15 protein-coding genes are annotated in these 15,211 nt (G+C 66.4%); 9 read left to right on the top strand and 6 right to left on the bottom strand.

All coding sequences use genetic code 11. The annotated features are described in order from the left end of the window. Positions 1-3: 3 nt before the first annotated feature. Positions 4-2,223: an acyl-CoA dehydrogenase family protein gene (locus AU072_RS18125; RefSeq protein WP_064415079.1), complete on the bottom strand. Its 2,220-nt coding sequence runs from the start codon at positions 2,221-2,223 to the stop codon at positions 4-6. Beyond that, positions 2,220-3,227, bottom strand: a complete 1,008-nt coding sequence (locus AU072_RS18130) for an NAD-dependent epimerase/dehydratase family protein (protein WP_064415080.1) — start codon at positions 3,225-3,227, stop codon at positions 2,220-2,222. Before AU072_RS18130 ends, AU072_RS18125 begins: the two co-directional genes overlap by 4 nt. A gap of 120 nt (positions 3,228-3,347) precedes the next feature. Between AU072_RS18130 and AU072_RS18135 the strand changes: the two genes are divergently transcribed. The 4 genes from AU072_RS18135 (at position 3,348) to AU072_RS18150 (ending at position 5,973) form a co-directional block, all read left to right on the top strand. Then, on the top strand, positions 3,348-3,920 hold the full coding sequence (locus tag AU072_RS18135; RefSeq protein ID WP_064415081.1) for a TetR/AcrR family transcriptional regulator: 573 nt from the start codon (positions 3,348-3,350) through the stop codon (positions 3,918-3,920). Between the two features lie 2 nt (positions 3,921-3,922). Beyond that, positions 3,923-4,783, top strand: coding sequence for an alpha/beta fold hydrolase (locus tag AU072_RS18140; RefSeq protein WP_064415098.1), 861 nt, complete (start codon positions 3,923-3,925; stop codon positions 4,781-4,783). Between the two features lie 61 nt (positions 4,784-4,844). Continuing rightward, positions 4,845-5,060: a three-helix bundle dimerization domain-containing protein gene (locus AU072_RS18145; RefSeq protein ID WP_064415082.1), complete on the top strand. Its 216-nt coding sequence runs from the start codon at positions 4,845-4,847 to the stop codon at positions 5,058-5,060. 67 nt (positions 5,061-5,127) lie between these two features. Then, the gene (locus AU072_RS18150) at positions 5,128-5,973 is read left to right on the top strand and encodes a mycofactocin-coupled SDR family oxidoreductase (protein WP_064415083.1); all 846 of its coding nucleotides are present in this window, start codon (positions 5,128-5,130) and stop codon (positions 5,971-5,973) included. 12 nt (positions 5,974-5,985) lie between these two features. Here AU072_RS18150 and AU072_RS18155 read toward each other — a convergent pair whose 3' ends face one another. After that, complete coding sequence (locus AU072_RS18155; RefSeq protein WP_064415084.1) at positions 5,986-6,837, bottom strand: SDR family oxidoreductase; 852 nt, start codon at positions 6,835-6,837, stop codon at positions 5,986-5,988. Positions 6,838-7,187: 350 nt separating this feature from the next. On the opposite strand from AU072_RS18155, the gene AU072_RS18160 reads away from it, so the two are divergent. Then, positions 7,188-7,451: a hypothetical protein gene (locus tag AU072_RS18160; protein ID WP_064415085.1), complete on the top strand. Its 264-nt coding sequence runs from the start codon at positions 7,188-7,190 to the stop codon at positions 7,449-7,451. 72 nt (positions 7,452-7,523) lie between these two features. Here the strand turns inward: AU072_RS18160 and AU072_RS18165 are convergent, their stop codons facing one another. Further along, positions 7,524-8,753, bottom strand: a complete 1,230-nt coding sequence (locus AU072_RS18165) for a TerC family protein (RefSeq protein WP_064415086.1) — start codon at positions 8,751-8,753, stop codon at positions 7,524-7,526. 164 nt (positions 8,754-8,917) lie between these two features. Between AU072_RS18165 and AU072_RS18170 the strand changes: the two genes are divergently transcribed. Together AU072_RS18170 and AU072_RS18175 are read left to right on the top strand one after the other, a co-directional pair. Further along, positions 8,918-9,682, top strand: coding sequence for an SDR family NAD(P)-dependent oxidoreductase (locus AU072_RS18170; protein ID WP_064415087.1), 765 nt, complete (start codon positions 8,918-8,920; stop codon positions 9,680-9,682). A 120-nt stretch (positions 9,683-9,802) separates the two neighbouring features. Then, a complete protein-coding gene (locus AU072_RS18175; protein ID WP_064415088.1) occupies positions 9,803-10,093 on the top strand; it encodes a hypothetical protein in 291 nt (96 codons plus the stop codon). A gap of 24 nt (positions 10,094-10,117) precedes the next feature. On the opposite strand, the gene AU072_RS18180 is transcribed toward AU072_RS18175, so the two are convergent. Together AU072_RS18180 and AU072_RS18185 are read right to left on the bottom strand one after the other, a co-directional pair. After that, positions 10,118-10,843, bottom strand: coding sequence for a YwaF family protein (locus AU072_RS18180; RefSeq protein WP_064415089.1), 726 nt, complete (start codon positions 10,841-10,843; stop codon positions 10,118-10,120). 11 nt (positions 10,844-10,854) lie between these two features. Beyond that, positions 10,855-12,423, bottom strand: coding sequence for a serine hydrolase domain-containing protein (locus AU072_RS18185; RefSeq protein WP_064415099.1), 1,569 nt, complete (start codon positions 12,421-12,423; stop codon positions 10,855-10,857). A 158-nt stretch (positions 12,424-12,581) separates the two neighbouring features. Between AU072_RS18185 and AU072_RS18190 the strand changes: the two genes are divergently transcribed. Further along, positions 12,582-13,394: a DUF1906 domain-containing protein gene (locus tag AU072_RS18190; RefSeq protein ID WP_064415090.1), complete on the top strand. Its 813-nt coding sequence runs from the start codon at positions 12,582-12,584 to the stop codon at positions 13,392-13,394. Positions 13,395-13,484: 90 nt separating this feature from the next. Further along, positions 13,485-15,211: transglycosylase/D,D-transpeptidase PonA2 (ponA2, locus tag AU072_RS18195; RefSeq protein ID WP_064415091.1), on the top strand; the 1,727-nt coding region annotated here is incomplete at its 3' end.

Here is a 15,211-nt window from a genome sequence, read left to right on the forward strand (position 1 = left end):
TGATTACTTGCGGGGAAGCCCGAGGATCATCTGGGCGATGATGTTGAGCTGAATCTCCTTGGTGCCGCCGCCGATCAGTTCGGCGGGCACTCGCAGATACGGCGTGACGACGTCGGAATCGGCGGCCATCGCCGATCGACCCGCCGAGCCGAGCGTCGCCGGGAATGTGCGTCGCAGAAGCACGTTCATCGCCACCTTGGCGATGCTGGAGGCCGCGCCCGAGGCCTGCCCGTCGAGCAACCGGATGGTCTCGCGCACGCCGAGCGCCTTGATCGCGTTGGCGTAGGCGTCGAGTTCGCCGAGTTCGCGCAGCGCGTCATCGCATGCGCCCTCGGGCGCCGCGGCGATTCGACGCAATGGTGCGGCCCTGTCGTACTGCACGTAACCGCTGATGGCGGAACGCTCCTCGGCCATCGTGGCGATCGCCAGGGCCCATCCTCCGGTCGGTTCACCGAGAAGCATCTCGTCGGGCACGAAGACGTCGTCGAGGAAGACCTCGTTGAACTCTTCTTCCCCGCTGGCCTGCTTGATCGGCTGAATCTCGATTCCGGGTGAGCGCATGTCGATGATGAAGTAACCGATCCCACGGTGTTTGGGGGCGGCCGGATCGGTCCGGGCCAGTAGCGCCCCATAGTCGGCCCGGTGCGCCGACGAGGTCCAGATCTTGTGTCCGTGGATGCGCCATCCGCCGTCGACCTTGGTCGCGCGCGTGGCCAACGCGGCGAGATCGGACCCTGCGCCCGGCTCGCTGAACAACTGGCACCATGCCAGCTCACCGCGCTGGGTGGACGGGATGAGTTTGTGCTGCAGCTCTTCCGAACCGGCCTTGATCAGCGAGGGCAGGATCCATTCGGCGATTCCCAGCGACGGCCGTACCACGGCGGGCCGTTTGCCGAATTCCTCGTCGATGATCAGTTGGTGCAGCGGGCTGGCGTCGATCCCCCAGGGCGGCGGCCAATGGGGTGCGATCAAGCCCGCATCCGCGATGGCGCTGCGCTGAGGGCCCGTGGCGAAGTGTTCGTAGTCGCCTTGACGGCCCGGGCCGTCGTTGCGCAGCGCCGCGGCCTTGTCGAGGGTCTCGGCAATGCGAGAACGGAACGCGGCTTCGGCGTCACCGAGGTCGACCGAGAAGTCGCGTTCGCCGGTGGCGGTCAGTTCCCCCAGCCGTTTGGCCCAGCGATTCCTGTCGCCGATCGACGCCGACAGGCTGGTGGCCCGGCGCCAGTAGAGGTGCAGGTCGTGTTCCCAGGTGAAGCCGATGGCGCCGAACATCGTCAGCGTGTCCAGGGCAAGGTCCGGGCACGGCGCGACGGCCATCAGGGCGGCACCGGCCGCGGCCATCGCGTGTTGGTCGATCGGTTCGGAAGCCGCGCGCACCGCGTCCCAGGTCGCCGCGCCGGCCAACTCGCTGTTGACCAGAAGCATTGCGGCGCTGTGCTGCAGCGCTTGGAATGTACCGATGAGCTTGCCGAACTGTTCGCGTGTACGCAGATGTGCGGTGGCGGCTTCCACACACCACTGAGTGATACCGGCGGCCACGCTCGCCGTCAGCGCGGTGGTGAGGCACTCGGCCCGCTCGGCGTCGATACCGTTGAGAACGTCGGTCTTCTCGACCGGATAGTCGGCCAGACGCAACCTGCCGAGGTCGGTCAGCAGGTCGGTGCCGCGCACGGATTCGACTGCCGCCGAGGGGTGTGCCGTATCGGCGGCGAGCCAGACCCGATCCCCGCGGTCGGTGACGGCGCAGACCAAAGCGGTTGTCGCCGTGCAGATTCCCGCGAGCAGATCCGAGTCGCCGCCGATCAACCAGCGCTGACCGTCGTCGCGAGCGGTGAACGTCGAGTGGCCGGGCAACGCCACCGCGGCCGCCGCACCCTCGGCGAGGCGGGTCAGGACCGCTTCGGCCGCCGGGGTCGGTTCGGCCAGCAGCGCGACCGCGCCGGTGGTCACGGTCGGCAGCAGCGGCCCGGGAAGCGATGTCCTGCCCGCCGCCTCGAGCACACAGGCTGCGTCGAGCAGGCCGCCACCCTGGCCGCCGTATCGCTCGGGCAGGTGCACGGCATGAAAGCCGTTGGCGACGAACTCCTCCCACCATGACGGCAGATGACCCTGCGCAAGCACGTCGAATGACTCGCGAGTGGCCGATACCGGGGCACGCCGCGCGGCGAACTGTGCCACCGCTTCGCTGAGTTCGCGTTGCTCAGGGCTCAGCGCCAGGCTCATGCGGAATCCCTTCCCGACCGGCGTGAGGCTCGGAAGAACTGCGCGGCGGCCGCGATCGCGTCGGGCGTCGGCGACGGCTGCCAGCCCAACTCGTGTACCGCCTTCGAGTGGTCCATCTCAGACATGATGTTCATCATCCGGATGTTCAGCGGCGTCAACATGGTGTCACGGCCGCGGAGCCGGGCGATCCAGCTGCTCGGATAGCTGGCGGCAGCCATCAACTTGATCGGGACGCCGCGCCGTGGAGGTTCGACTCCTACTGCGGCACAACCGACTTCGAAGATCTCCCGCGCGCTCATCCACCGTTCGGAGACGATGTAGCGCTCGCCGACCCGGCCGCGTTCACCGGCAAGGATCATCGCTCGCGCGGCGTCCTCGATGCCGACGGTCTCGCTCTCGAAACCGTCGATGTAGAACGGCAGCTTGCCCCGCACCGCCGCCGACAGCAGGCCCCCGTGCGGGGTCGGCAGCCAATCTCCCGGCCCGTAGGTGTTCGAGACGCACATCGCGACCGCGGGAAGGCCCTTCTCGGCGCTGTAGCGCAGCACCATCTGCTCGGCCTGCACCCGACTGCGGACGTAGTCACCGCCGATGTCGAGCCAGTTGTGGGCGGTGGTCTCGTCGGCGGGGCCGTCGCTGGAACGGCCGATGGTGGCGATCGAACTGGTGAACACGAAGCGGTGCAGTCCCGCGTCGACGGCGACGTCGAGCACGGCTCGCAGCCCCTCGACGTTGGTGCGCCACATTGGCGCGGGGTCGAGCAGCCACGGACGGGCGTCGACGACGCAGTAGTACACGACATCGCATCCCCGCATCGCGGAGCGCACACCGTCGGCGTCGAAGATGTCCCCGCGCCGGATGTCGACGGGCAGACCGTCGATGCCGCGCGTGGAACTGGTCGGCCGGATCAACACCCGCACGTCATCGCCGCGGGCGGCCAACTGCTTGGTGACATGCGAACCCAGGAAACCGCTGGCGCCGATGACGAGCTTGCTGGGCCTCACCGGTGGCCGGCCAATCGCGTTCCTCTCCACGTTCACGAGACGCAACGTCTCGTCTTGCCAAGATTATGCAGTGCTGTCACCATCTGTAAAGCCGCCCCCCGTCAGATGCGGAGTCAACCGATGGTCACCGAGGCCAGAGCGCCCCGCCGCCGCAGCGAGCGGTCCCGAACGGCGATCATCTCGGCCACCAAGGAACTACTGCTGCAGCGCGGGTTCGACGGGCTGAGCATCGAAGCGGTCGCCGCGCGCGCCGGTGTCGGGAAGCAGACGATCTACCGGTGGTGGCCGAGCCGCCCGGCCCTCGTCGCCGATGTGCTGCTCGAGGATGCCGACAAGATCCTGCGGCCCGTCGGGCACACCGACGACCTCGTGGCGGACCTGAGCCGATGGTCGGCCAGCCTCGCGGCGACGCTCACGGGCGAGCGCGGCAACGCGATGCTGCGCATCCTCACCGTCGCGGGAATGGAACACGAAGACGTCAAGACGCGCATGCAGGCGGGTTTCAGCGCCCCTCTGCACGAGGGCGTGAGAGCCCGGTTGTCGGCTGACGGAATCGACGATGCGACATCGCAGGCGGCGGCCGACGCCATCGTCGGCGGAATCGTCTACGCGATCCTCACCGAAGGACGCTCGTTCCGCCGGAGCCGGGCCGAGGCGATCGCCCGGACCGTCATTGCCGGGGCATGCCGATGACCATGTCTCCCAGAGTGTTTCGTGTGGTCGGTGACGGCGGCGTGACGATCGTCGCAGACCGAATCGGCGATGCGACCGCACCGGCGGTGGTGTTCCTGCACGGCGGCGGACAGACCCGTCGGTCATGGGGCCGGGCCGCGGCCGCGGTTGCCGAACGGGGATGGCAGGCCGTCACCGTCGACTTCCGCGGGCACGGCGAGTCCGACTGGTCGGCCGACGGCGACTACCGCGTCACCACGTTCGCCGGAGACGTGCTCGAAGTGCTTCGGGAACTTCCCGACAAGCCCGTCATCGTCGGCGCCTCTCTTGGTGGTATCACCGCGATGCTCCTTGCCGGGGAACTCGCGCCCGGTGCGGTGCGCGCGATCGTCCTCGTCGACATCGTGCCGGACATGAACCCTTCCGGCGCGTCGCGCATTCACGAATTCATGGCCGAGAAGATGACGTCGGGCTTCGCATCGCTCGACGAGGTCGCCGACATGATCCAGCAGTACAACCCCCACCGGCCGAGGCCCGCCGACCTCAACGGCTTGAAGACGAACCTGCGCCAGCGCGACGGTCGCTGGTACTGGCACTGGGACCCGAAGTTCATCGACGGCACCGCCGCGCTGCCGCCGATCGAAGTGACCGAGGTGGACCGGATGCACGCAGCGGTCGAGACGATCCTGCGCAACGGCATCCCGATGCTGCTGGTGCGGGGGCAGATGAGCGACCTCGTGACCGAAGAATGCGCCCGCGAGTTCCTCGGCCGGTTCCCCGACGTCGAATTCGTCGATGTCGGCGGCGCCGGACATATGGTGGCCGGGGATCGCAACGACGCCTTCGCCGAGGCCGTGGCGAAATTCGTCATCCGGCACACTTAGGGTCGAGATTTCATCCGGTCGCCCCTTGACCGGTTAGCCCTTCTAAGAGCAAGCTTCGCTGGTGATCGAGTTGAGTGAACAGCAGATCCTGGATCAGATCGCCGACCGCCTTTCGGTCTCCTACCCGAGCGTCCCGGCGGATGCGGTGACGAGCCTGGTCCGCGAACACCACGCCCGCTTCGAGGGCCGCCCGATCCGCGACTTCATCCCGCTGTTCGTCGAGCGGGAGGCGCGTGCCGAGCTCGAGCGGCTCGAACGCCCCGCCGCCCGGGTCTGATCTTCGGGACCGCCTCGGGGAAGCGTCGGCCCAAAGTGACCGCCCCTTCCGCATGCGAAAGGCTGCAATGACAGAGAACAGGGTCGGCCGGGTTGCCGGCAAGGTCGCGTTCATCACGGGCGCTGCACGCGGTCAGGGACGGGAACACGCGGTTCGACTCGCCGAAGAGGGCGCCGACATCATCGCCGTCGACGTGTGCGACGACATCGACGCCGCCAAATACCCCGGTCCCACGGAAGCGGACCTCGCCGACACCGCGACGCTGGTCGAGAAGTCGGGCCGCCGCATCGTGACCGCCAAGGCGGATGTGCGTGACCTAGCGAGCCTTCAGACCGCTCTCGAGCGTGGAGTCGCTGAACTCGGTCCGCTCGACATCGTCGTCGCCAACGCCGGTATCAGCGCCGACCCGGCGCCGGCCGCGATGATCGGAGAATCCGCGTGGCAGACGATGCTCGACATCAACGTGACCGGCGTCTGGCACACCGTGAAAGCCGCACTGCCGCACATGACCAACGGCGGCGGTTCGATCGTCCTGGTCAGCTCGATGTTGGGACTTCGTGGCGGCGGCTACATGGCCCACTACGCCTCAGCCAAGCACGCTGTCGTCGGGTTGATGGACTCCCTGGCCAATGAACTTGCGCCACAATGGATCAGGGTCAACTCGATTCACCCCGGCAACATCCTGACCCCGATGATCGACAACGATCACTTCCGTCGCACGGTCCGGCCCGACCTCGCCGATCCGACGATGGAAGACGCCACGCAGGTCATCGGGCACTTCCACCTGCTGCCGAAACCCGTGATCGAGGCCCGCGCCGTGAGCAACGCCGTGTTGTTCCTCGCCTCCGACGAATCGCAGTACATCACCGGAGCGGCGTTGCCCGTCGATGCCGGCGCCGTGGCGAAGTTCTGATTTTCGCGGGAACTACCTGGTGGCGCCGAACCTTCCGAACCGCCACAGATAGGACGGCAACCGCCGAGCAGGCACAGACTTCGGCCAGTCTCGCGCCCGGAAGTAAGCATCGGATCCGCCGTCGACGAAAATGATGCTGCCGCAGAGGAAATCGGCGGAGTCCGACAGCATGAACAACATCCAGTCGGCCAGCTGAGCGGGGTCACCGAAACCGCCAATAGGCACCGGGAAAGCCTTGACCGCCTTGGCCTCACGCGGTGTGGCCAGCTGCTTCTCCAGCAGCGGCGTCATGATGGCACCGGGCGCCAGGGCGTTGAGCCGGATGCCCTCACCGGCCCACTGCCTGCTCACCGCGGTGCGCCGGACCCAATGGGAGACCGCGATTTTGGAGGCGGCATACCCCAGCGACGGCGCGACGGGCCCGAACAGCTTCAGTGAGCGCACCGCCTTGTCGGTGTCGCCGGCCAACAGCGCACGCACCGTGCGCCTGGGTACCGCTGGGGTGGTAGTCGTCGAATTGCTGCCTATCACCACAACTTTGGCTCGGTCAGCGGCGGCCAACGCAGGGCGCCATGCCTGCAGCAGGTCGACCACGCCGCGATAGTTGACCTCGAATATCAGCCGGGCGCTGTCCTTGCCGGGTGTCGGCCCGATTCCGGCGGCCAACACGGCACCGTCGAGTCGGTCCGACCGGGCCAGCACCTGATCAGCGGCGGCCTGCCGTCCCTCGGCGGTCGACAGGTCGGCCACGATGTCGCCTTCTTTGACGTCGACGGCGATGACGGTGTGCCCCTGTGCCCTCAGTTTGGTGGCGGCTTGCTGCCCCATGCCGGAGGCGGCCCCGGTGACCACGTACACGCCCATTTCGACTCTCGCTTCTCGTTTCACCCAATGTCGACGGGCAGCGTATCGGTGAGCAGGGACCTTCCTGCTCAGCGGTCACCCCCCTGAGCTTTCCGAGGCCGCTTCGAAGGCGAGGTTTGCACCGGCTCCCTTCGGGCACAGATGTGCCATGAGCCATGATCCGTATGCATCCACCGACCGAATCAGCTCGGCGATTTGGGTGGGCATCGCGATCGGGATGTCCGCGTTTGTGTTGCTGTCGGCGATCCTCGCCGCGGGCTGAACTTGTTGGGATCGGTAGGCCCGGTCCCCGGCTGTACTTCAGTCACAACGAAGCCACCCCGGCAACCTGATGACGAAGAGGAACAGCAATGAACATCGTCCCCGCCCGCATCGAAGAGCAGGTCAGCCGCGTCGACCGGACGTACAGCCTGGTGATCGGAATCTCCGCGGGGCTGACTGCGCTCTGGTCGCTCTACCGCGTGCTCTGGCTCTTCTACACGGCGGCGACGTTCTCCAGCGTCGGATGGTCACCGGTTTCCTTGGTGCTGCCGCTCGTGCTGTGGCTCGTGATCGGTGTCGCCGCTGGCTACGTTGCCGCCGCGTTCCTGATCCGGTACGCCAAACAACCCTGACCGTGACCGGAGGGGGCCGCAGCGGATGCGGCTCTTTTCGGCGTGTGTGGCTTCCGCGGCGGTCGCGAGCAGTTATCGCGCCGTGAGCCCCTTCGGGGTGAACGGTGCGGCCTCGCCACGCTCGACTGCCTCATCGTGCTTGGCGGCTGCGCGATCGAGCAGTTCGATGAGGGCGTCTTCGTCGCGAACCAACTGCCGGTACTTGGGCCCGAGCGCGAGGATCTGATCACGTTCGCGAAGAAGCGACGTGAAGATGCGTTCACGCTCCTCGGCGCTCTTGGTGTACTCGGAGTCGAGATAGGCCCGAGCGTGCCGGCGAGCGTTGGCGATCGCCGTCTGGGCCACCCCCTTCTTGCTGAACAGCGATGCGACGACGGTGACGACGAGGACCCCGACGATCACCGAGAGGGACAGGCCGGTGCCGACCTCCACGACCTTGACGGGTTCTCCGTCGTTGATGAACGGCACGTTGTTCTCGTGCAGCGCATGCAGAATCAGCTTCACCCCGATGAACGCCAAGATCGCCGCCAGACCGTACGAAAGGTAGATCAGCCGGTCGAGCAGGCCGTCGATCAGGAAGTACAGCTGCCGAAGGCCCAGTAGCGAGAACGCCGTCGCGGTGAAGACGATGTAGACGTTCTGGGTCAGACCGAAGATCGCCGGGATCGAGTCCAGGGCGAAAAGAATGTCGGTGCCGCCGATGGCGACCATCACCAGAAGCATCGGCGTCATCGCGCGCTTTCCGTCCACCGTGGTGAACAGCTTGTCGCCGTCGTAGTGGTCGGTGGTGTGGAAGACCTTCCTCGCGAGCCGAATGATGAAGTTGTCGGCGGTCTCAGAGTCGCTGCTGTCTGGCGCCAGCATGTTTCCCGCGGTGAGCAGAAGGATCAATCCGAACGCGTAGAAGACCCAGGCGAAGGTGTTGATCAGCGCTGCGCCGAGAAAGATGAAGCCGGTACGCGCGATCAACGAGAACACGATGCCGAACAGCAGCACCTTCTGCTGGTCCTCGCGCGGTACGCGGAAGCTGCTGATGATGATCAAGAAGACGAACAGGTTGTCGACCGACAGCGCCTTCTCGGTGATATACCCCGCAAAATACTCGCCGCCAGGGCCAACGCCCCCGAAGACCAGGACGCCGACCCCGAACAGCACCGCGATCCCGACGTAGGCCGCCGACCAGATCGCCGCCTCTTTGAGGGTCGGGACGTGGGCCTTCCGTACGTGGAAGAAGAAGTCGAAAGCCAGGAGTGCGACGATTGCGGCGATCGTCAGTGCCCACACCCATCCGGGAACCACCATGCGCTACTCGCTATCTCTCACCGGAACCGACTGCCCCTAGTGGTGCCCGCAATGGACCGTTCGAATCCTCGACCGGGTCGACGCACCGCCCGGCCGATACCCCGAACCCCACGCATTACGGTTGGTCGAGCACAGCTACCACGATAGACAGGAGAACGTCGGAGATGACGATTCTGGACCGCTTCCGACTCGACGACAAGGTCGTCGTCATCACCGGCGCATCGTCCGGGCTTGGAGTGTCGTTCGCCGAGGCGGTTGCACAAGCCGGCGCGGACGTGGTGCTGGCCGCCCGACGTGTCGAAAAGCTCGAGGCCACAGCTGAACTCGTCAGGGCCGCCGGCAGGCGTGCTCTCAACGTCCAAACCGATGTCGCAGAGCCCGATCAGTGCACGGCGCTCGTCGACGCGGCAATGCAGGAGTTCGGCCGCGTCGACGTGCTGGTGAACAACGCCGGAGTGGGCACCGCCGTGCCCGCCACTCGGGAAACACCCGAGGAGTTCCGCAAGGTCGTCGACGTCAACCTCAACGGGTCGTACTGGACCGCCCAAGCGTGTGGGCGGGTGATGCAGCCGGGTAGTTCGATCATCAACATCGCCAGCGTGTTGGGATTGACCACCGCGGCGCTGCCCCAGGCCGCCTACAGCGCCAGCAAGGCCGCGATCGTCGGCCTCACCCGCGACCTCGCCCAACAGTGGGGAGAGCGCAAGGGGATCCGGGTCAACGCCCTGGCGCCGGGATTCTTCAAGTCCGAGATGACCGACGAGTACAAGCCGGGCTATCTGGACCGCACCCTGGCCAGCCGCGTGGTTTTCAAACGCTTGGGTGAGCCGCACGAGTTGTCGGCCGCCGTCGTCTGGCTCGCGTCCGAGGCCGGTGGCTACGTCACGGGCCAGACCATCGTGGTGGACGGCGGCGTGACGATCACGTAGGCGTCCTGCAACGCTTCGCGTTCGCTTCGGTCACGAAACGCGTACAGGACTGACGGCACCGCCGTCACGGTGATTCCATGGACCCCGGCGGCTCGCGGATGACGGGCCGAAAGGTTGCCTATGGGTTCGCTCGTGCCGTATTGGGTGGGTCTGCTGGTGGTGGTCGCGATCCTCAGCGCGATGGGCGGATTCGTCGCTTCGACGGCCATGCGGCGGAACAAGCGACATACGCGGCGCATCTTTGCGCTCGGCGCCTTCTGTGGATTCCTGGCCGGCGCGACGGTGGCCGGGCGGCACAGCGCTGCCGCCAGAACCCGAGCGGTCCTGCGGCGCAGCGGGATTCGGTCGTTGACCAGGCTCGCCCTTGCTTCGCGACCGGCCCGGCGGCGCTGGCTCTCGACAGGACGCTAGACCGACCGGCACCGGCGGTTCGATTCAAACCGCCCCGGCGGTTCGCCGTTTCCGCTCCCATGGCCACGTCATGAGGGCCCAGGCGGCGACGATGATCGCCACTTCGACGGCCACATACATCGGCCACGGTCCGAACACGTCCAACAACGACGCGGTCGGTGGCTTCCTGTTCAAATAGCCGTAATTCGTGCCGACGATCGCGTTGAAGGTATAGGTCGCCGCTGCCCATATCAGGGTTACGACGACGGTGAAACGGTAGCTGCGCCACCGCGGACGCATCCCGCGTCCCCAGGTGAGATAGATGGCCGCCCATACCGCGAAAACGTGGAGCACGAAGAACGTGAGGAAAAGGTGATGTGGAAAATCCGGTGCACCGTCTCGAGGTGTTCCCACATCGGGCGTCAGCAGCGCCTGCGAACTCAGGAGCAGACACCAGTAGTACGTCAGCGCGAAAGCCCAATGCCGTTGCGACCACAGCGCATAAGCGGCGGTGAGTTCGGCGATGTCACACAGTTGTATCGGCACGGATGTTTGAATGTCGGGCCGGATCACCTTGTAGACCAATGCCACCACGAACGCCGCGACGATCAGCAATGCGAACACGCGCGAGAACACCCGCGCCTGGGCCTCGGTCTGGCGACGCCCCAACCAGATCAGCAATACCGCGCCGACCACGAAGATGGCCAGCACCACCAGGTGCGACGGCCCGTATGCCTCGAACTGCCCTTGTGCGTAGTACAACTCGGTCATCTCGTGCTCGCTCAGCGAGGTTTGGGGGCCGGCTGCGTGTCGGTGTAGAGGTCCAGTGTTCGGGCGGTCACCGTGGCGAGTTCTCCTTGTAAGTTCGACAGTGGTCTGCTGCCGCGGATGTGTATGACGTTCGTCAGCAGGATCACATACGTCTCAGAAGCCGGGTCTATCCACATCGACGTCCCCGTGAAACCGGTGTGCCCGAAGCTGCCGACGGGAAAGAGCAGTCCGCGCGGCCTGGAGTGGCCCGTGTCGATGTCCCAACCCAACCCGCGCAGGTCTTGACCATCGATCGCCGGATAGTTCGGGGCCAGTGGCGGATTCGAGTTCGGCGCCGCGGCGATGGCCTCTCGAACGGCATCGTTGGCCGCCTCGATCTGTCCGGGTGAGTGTCCCGGTTGTTGGGGCGTGGTCATCAGCCGCAGAGTCTCCTGCGTCAATGGGAATGTGCTGGGGCGGCCGGCCAGTCGGTCCAGCAGGGCTTGGGCGAAGACGCTGATGTCACGCGCGGTCGAGAACACCCCGGCATGCCCGGCGACGCCACCCATGCGGCGTGCTGTCGGATCATGGACCGTGCCTCGCAACGGGTAGTCGAGGTCAGGATTGCTGCCCGGCTGGGCTCTGCCTTCCTCGTCGAGGGCTGTCGGGGCGACTCGGGGCAAAATGTCTGTGTCCCAGGCACCTTCAGGACAGGTGGTCGGTGCGGGTGGCTCCGACGTGGACGCCCAGGCGATCGCGGCTCCTCTGATCTTGTGCGGGCCGCACGCCTTGCCCGCGGACAGGTAGCGGGTGTCCGCCATGCCCAGGGGCGTGAACACGTTCTGCTCGACGTAGACGTCCTCGGACTCGCCGGTGATCTCCTCGATCAGCGCTCCGAGCAGGATGAAGTTGATGTCGGAGTAACGAAACACTTCACCCGGCTCGAATTGCAGCGGCGTGGCAAGCGCGCGACGGATCCCTTCCGCGCTGTTGGGTGCCGCCAGACCCCACGGGTCCCGCAGGTCGATATCGCCCGCGATACCGGAAGTGTGGGTGAGCAACATGCGCAGCGTCACCTGCGACCGCTGCGGATCGCGCGCACCGTTGAAGGCGGGCAGATAGGTCTGCACCGGTTCGTCGAGTCCGACCTTGTCCTGTTCGTAAAGCTGCATGACGGCGGTCGCCGTGGCAAGGCTCTTGGTCAACGACGCAACGTCGAAGATCGTGTCCTCGGTCATCGGCTCGGCAGGCGCCGGGGCCCCGTCGAGGCCGGGTTCGCCCGCCAGTTTGCGCGAGCCGTACGCATGGTGAACGACGAGCTTGCCACGGTGTCCGACCGCGACCACCGCGCCGGGCAATTCGTGTGCGGCGATCGCGGTGTTGATCAACTCGTCAACCGCCGGCAGGCCGGGTGCCGCAAGCGTGGGCGTGTGGGTCGCGGTCGACGGCTGCGGCGTCGCCCGCGCACCGGAGTCCGCCGGCGGATCGTCAACGGCTCCACCGCACGCCGAGGCCGCGGTCAGCGCGATGACGACCGTGGCGATGGCAAGGCACCTCGACCACGCCCGCTTGCCGTGCGTGGCGGGTCGGTCTGCGGGCATGGCCACCCCGTCCGGTCGAAGATGCGGGTGCGACGCCGCCGGGTACAGCTGCGTTTCGGTCATCAGCATAGGGCGAAAGTGTTTCGGCCCAGCGGGGTCAGCACAGAGGAATCGACTGACCGGCACCCGCGCGTCGTCAATGTTGTTAGCATCGCGCCGTGCAGGACTCCCCGACGTCACCCGGTCGTGGCGGAGGGCACTCTCCTTCACGACGCGAACTCCTCAAGTATGCCGTCGCCGCGCCGCCGCTGTTCTTTCTCGGCGCGGCGGCCGCGACGCTCTTCGGCCCGAGTGCGTCGGCGGCGCCGCTGCGGCTCGTCGACTTCGCGCACCGCAAGGTGCCGGCCGACCAGCTCAAGGCGGCGGGCTTCGACGGCGCGCTGGTTTACGTCTCCGAGCTGCGGCCGGGCGCTGACTTCGACTTCAAACCGGTGACGCGCGAATATGCCGACTCGCTGCGGGCCGAGGGTCTGCACGTCGTCAGCTGCTACCAGTACGGCAAGCCGGGCTGGCCGACGCCGTCCGATTACACGCGCGGGTACGACGGTGGTGTGGCGGACGCCCTGACCGCCCTGCGATTGCACAATGCCGCGGGTGGACCTGATTCGGCACCCATCTTCTTCAGCGTCGACGAGGATATCGACGCCGAGACGTGGGAGAACGTCGCGCGCGAGTGGTACCGCGGAATCAACTCCGTTCTGGGTGTGGATCGCACCGGCCTCTACGGCCACGCGCGGGCGTGCTCGTGGGCGATCGGCGATGGGGTCGTCGGCCGCTCGACCAGCGACGGACATTGGTGGGTGTGGCAGACCAAGGCCTGGTCGGCCGGTGAGCGTGACCCCCGGGCCGTGCTCTATCAGGCCGTGGTGATCGGCCCGTCAGAGCCCGGTGTGCCCATCGGAGACACCCACGTCGACGTCGACGAGGTCCTCGCGCCCGACTTCGGCCAGTGGGATCTGGACCGAGGCTGACCGTGCCCGTTACCAGAGCGTTTCGCCGTCGTTGCGCTGAAATCGGCGCGGGAGCGTTCGCCGCGAGACCGCATTTAATACGCTGCTGACATGCCGGAGCGCGTACCGGCCGGGGGGACGGTCATCAAGCTGATTTTGTGCTGCACGCTGGCCGGGGTGCTGGTGGCGGCGCTGATGTTCCCGTTCGCGGGCGGGTTCGGCCTGTTGTCCAACCGGGCCTCCGACGTCGTTGCCAACGGCTCGGCCCAGCTGGTGGAGGAAGACGTTCCCCAGGTGACGACGATGGTCGACGCCGCCGGTAAGCCGATCGCCTGGCTCTACAGCCAGCGCCGGTTCGAGGTGAAAAGCGAGCAGATCGCCAACACCATGAAGCTGGCGATCGTCTCGATCGAGGACAAACGGTTCGCCGAGCACGCGGGCGTCGATTGGCAGGGCACACTCACGGGTCTGTCGGGATATCTGTCGGGCAACATCGACACCCGCGGCGGGTCGACGATCGAGCAGCAGTACGTCAAGAACTTCCAGTTGCTGGTGACCGCACAGACGAACGCCGAGAGACGCGCCGCGGTCGAGCTGACGCCGGCCCGCAAGCTCCGTGAGATGCGCATGGCATTGACGCTGGACAAGACGTTCACCAAGGCCGAGATCCTCACGCGCTACCTGAACCTGGTGGGGTTCGGAAACGGGGCGTTCGGAGTGCAGGACGCCGCGCAGACCTACTTCGGGGTCAACGCCTCGCAGTTGAATTGGCAACAGGCGGCGCTGCTGGCCGGCCTGGTCCAGTCGCCCGCCTCGCTGGACCCGTACGTCAACCCCCAAGGCGCCTTACAGCGTCGGAACCTGGTGCTGGACACCATGATCGAACACCTCCCCCAGCACACCGACGAACTGCGATCCGCCAAGTCCGCGCCGCTCGGTGTGCTGCCCCGCCCCAAGGAGCTGCCGAGCGGGTGCATCGCTGCCGGTGACCGCGGCTTCTTCTGCGAGTACGTGCTGGCGTATCTGGCCCACGCGGGAATCAACAAGGAACAAATCGCCCGTGGCGGCTACCTGATCCGCACCACACTCGATCCGACGATCCAGTCGTCGGTGAAAAGGGCGATCGAGAAGGTCGCGAGTCCCACGCTGGAGGGAATCGCCAGCGTGATGAGCGTCATCAGGCCGGGCAAGGATTCGCATCGGGTGCTCGCGATGGCCAGCAACCGGAACTACGGCCTGAACAAGGACGCGGGGCAGACGGTGCAGCCACAGCCGTTCTCGCTCGTCGGCGACGGCGCAGGTTCCATCTTCAAGGTCTTCACCACCGCAGCGGCACTCGAGATGGGTATGGGCATCAATGCCCAACTCGCCGTTCCCGGATCCTTCCAAGCGCGGGGACTCGGCAGCAGCGACACACCCGGTTGCCCGAAAGAGACGTGGTGTGTGAGAAACGCCGGCAACTATCGCGGGTCGATGAACGTGACCGACGCGCTGGCCAGCTCGCCCAACACCGCCTTCGCCAAGCTCATCCAGCAGGTGGGCGTGCCCCGGGCGGTCGACATGGCCGTTCGCCTCGGGCTGCGCTCCTATGCCCTTCCGGGGACGGCGCGAGCATACGATCGCGGAAGCAACGAGAGCCTGGCCGAGTACATCAAGCGACAGAACGCCGGATCGTTCACCCTTGGGCCGTTCCAGCTCAACGCTCTCGAGCTGTCGAATGTGGCTGCGACATTGAGTTCCGGCGGCATGTGGTGCCCGGCCAACCCGATCGACAAGATCATCGACCGTCAAGGCAACGAGGTGACGTTCACCGCCGAGAAGTGCGACCAGGCGGTTCC

This window comes from Mycolicibacterium novocastrense, assembly GCF_001499835.1.
GTDB classification, from domain to species: Bacteria; Actinomycetota; Actinomycetes; order Mycobacteriales; family Mycobacteriaceae; genus Mycobacterium; species Mycobacterium novocastrense.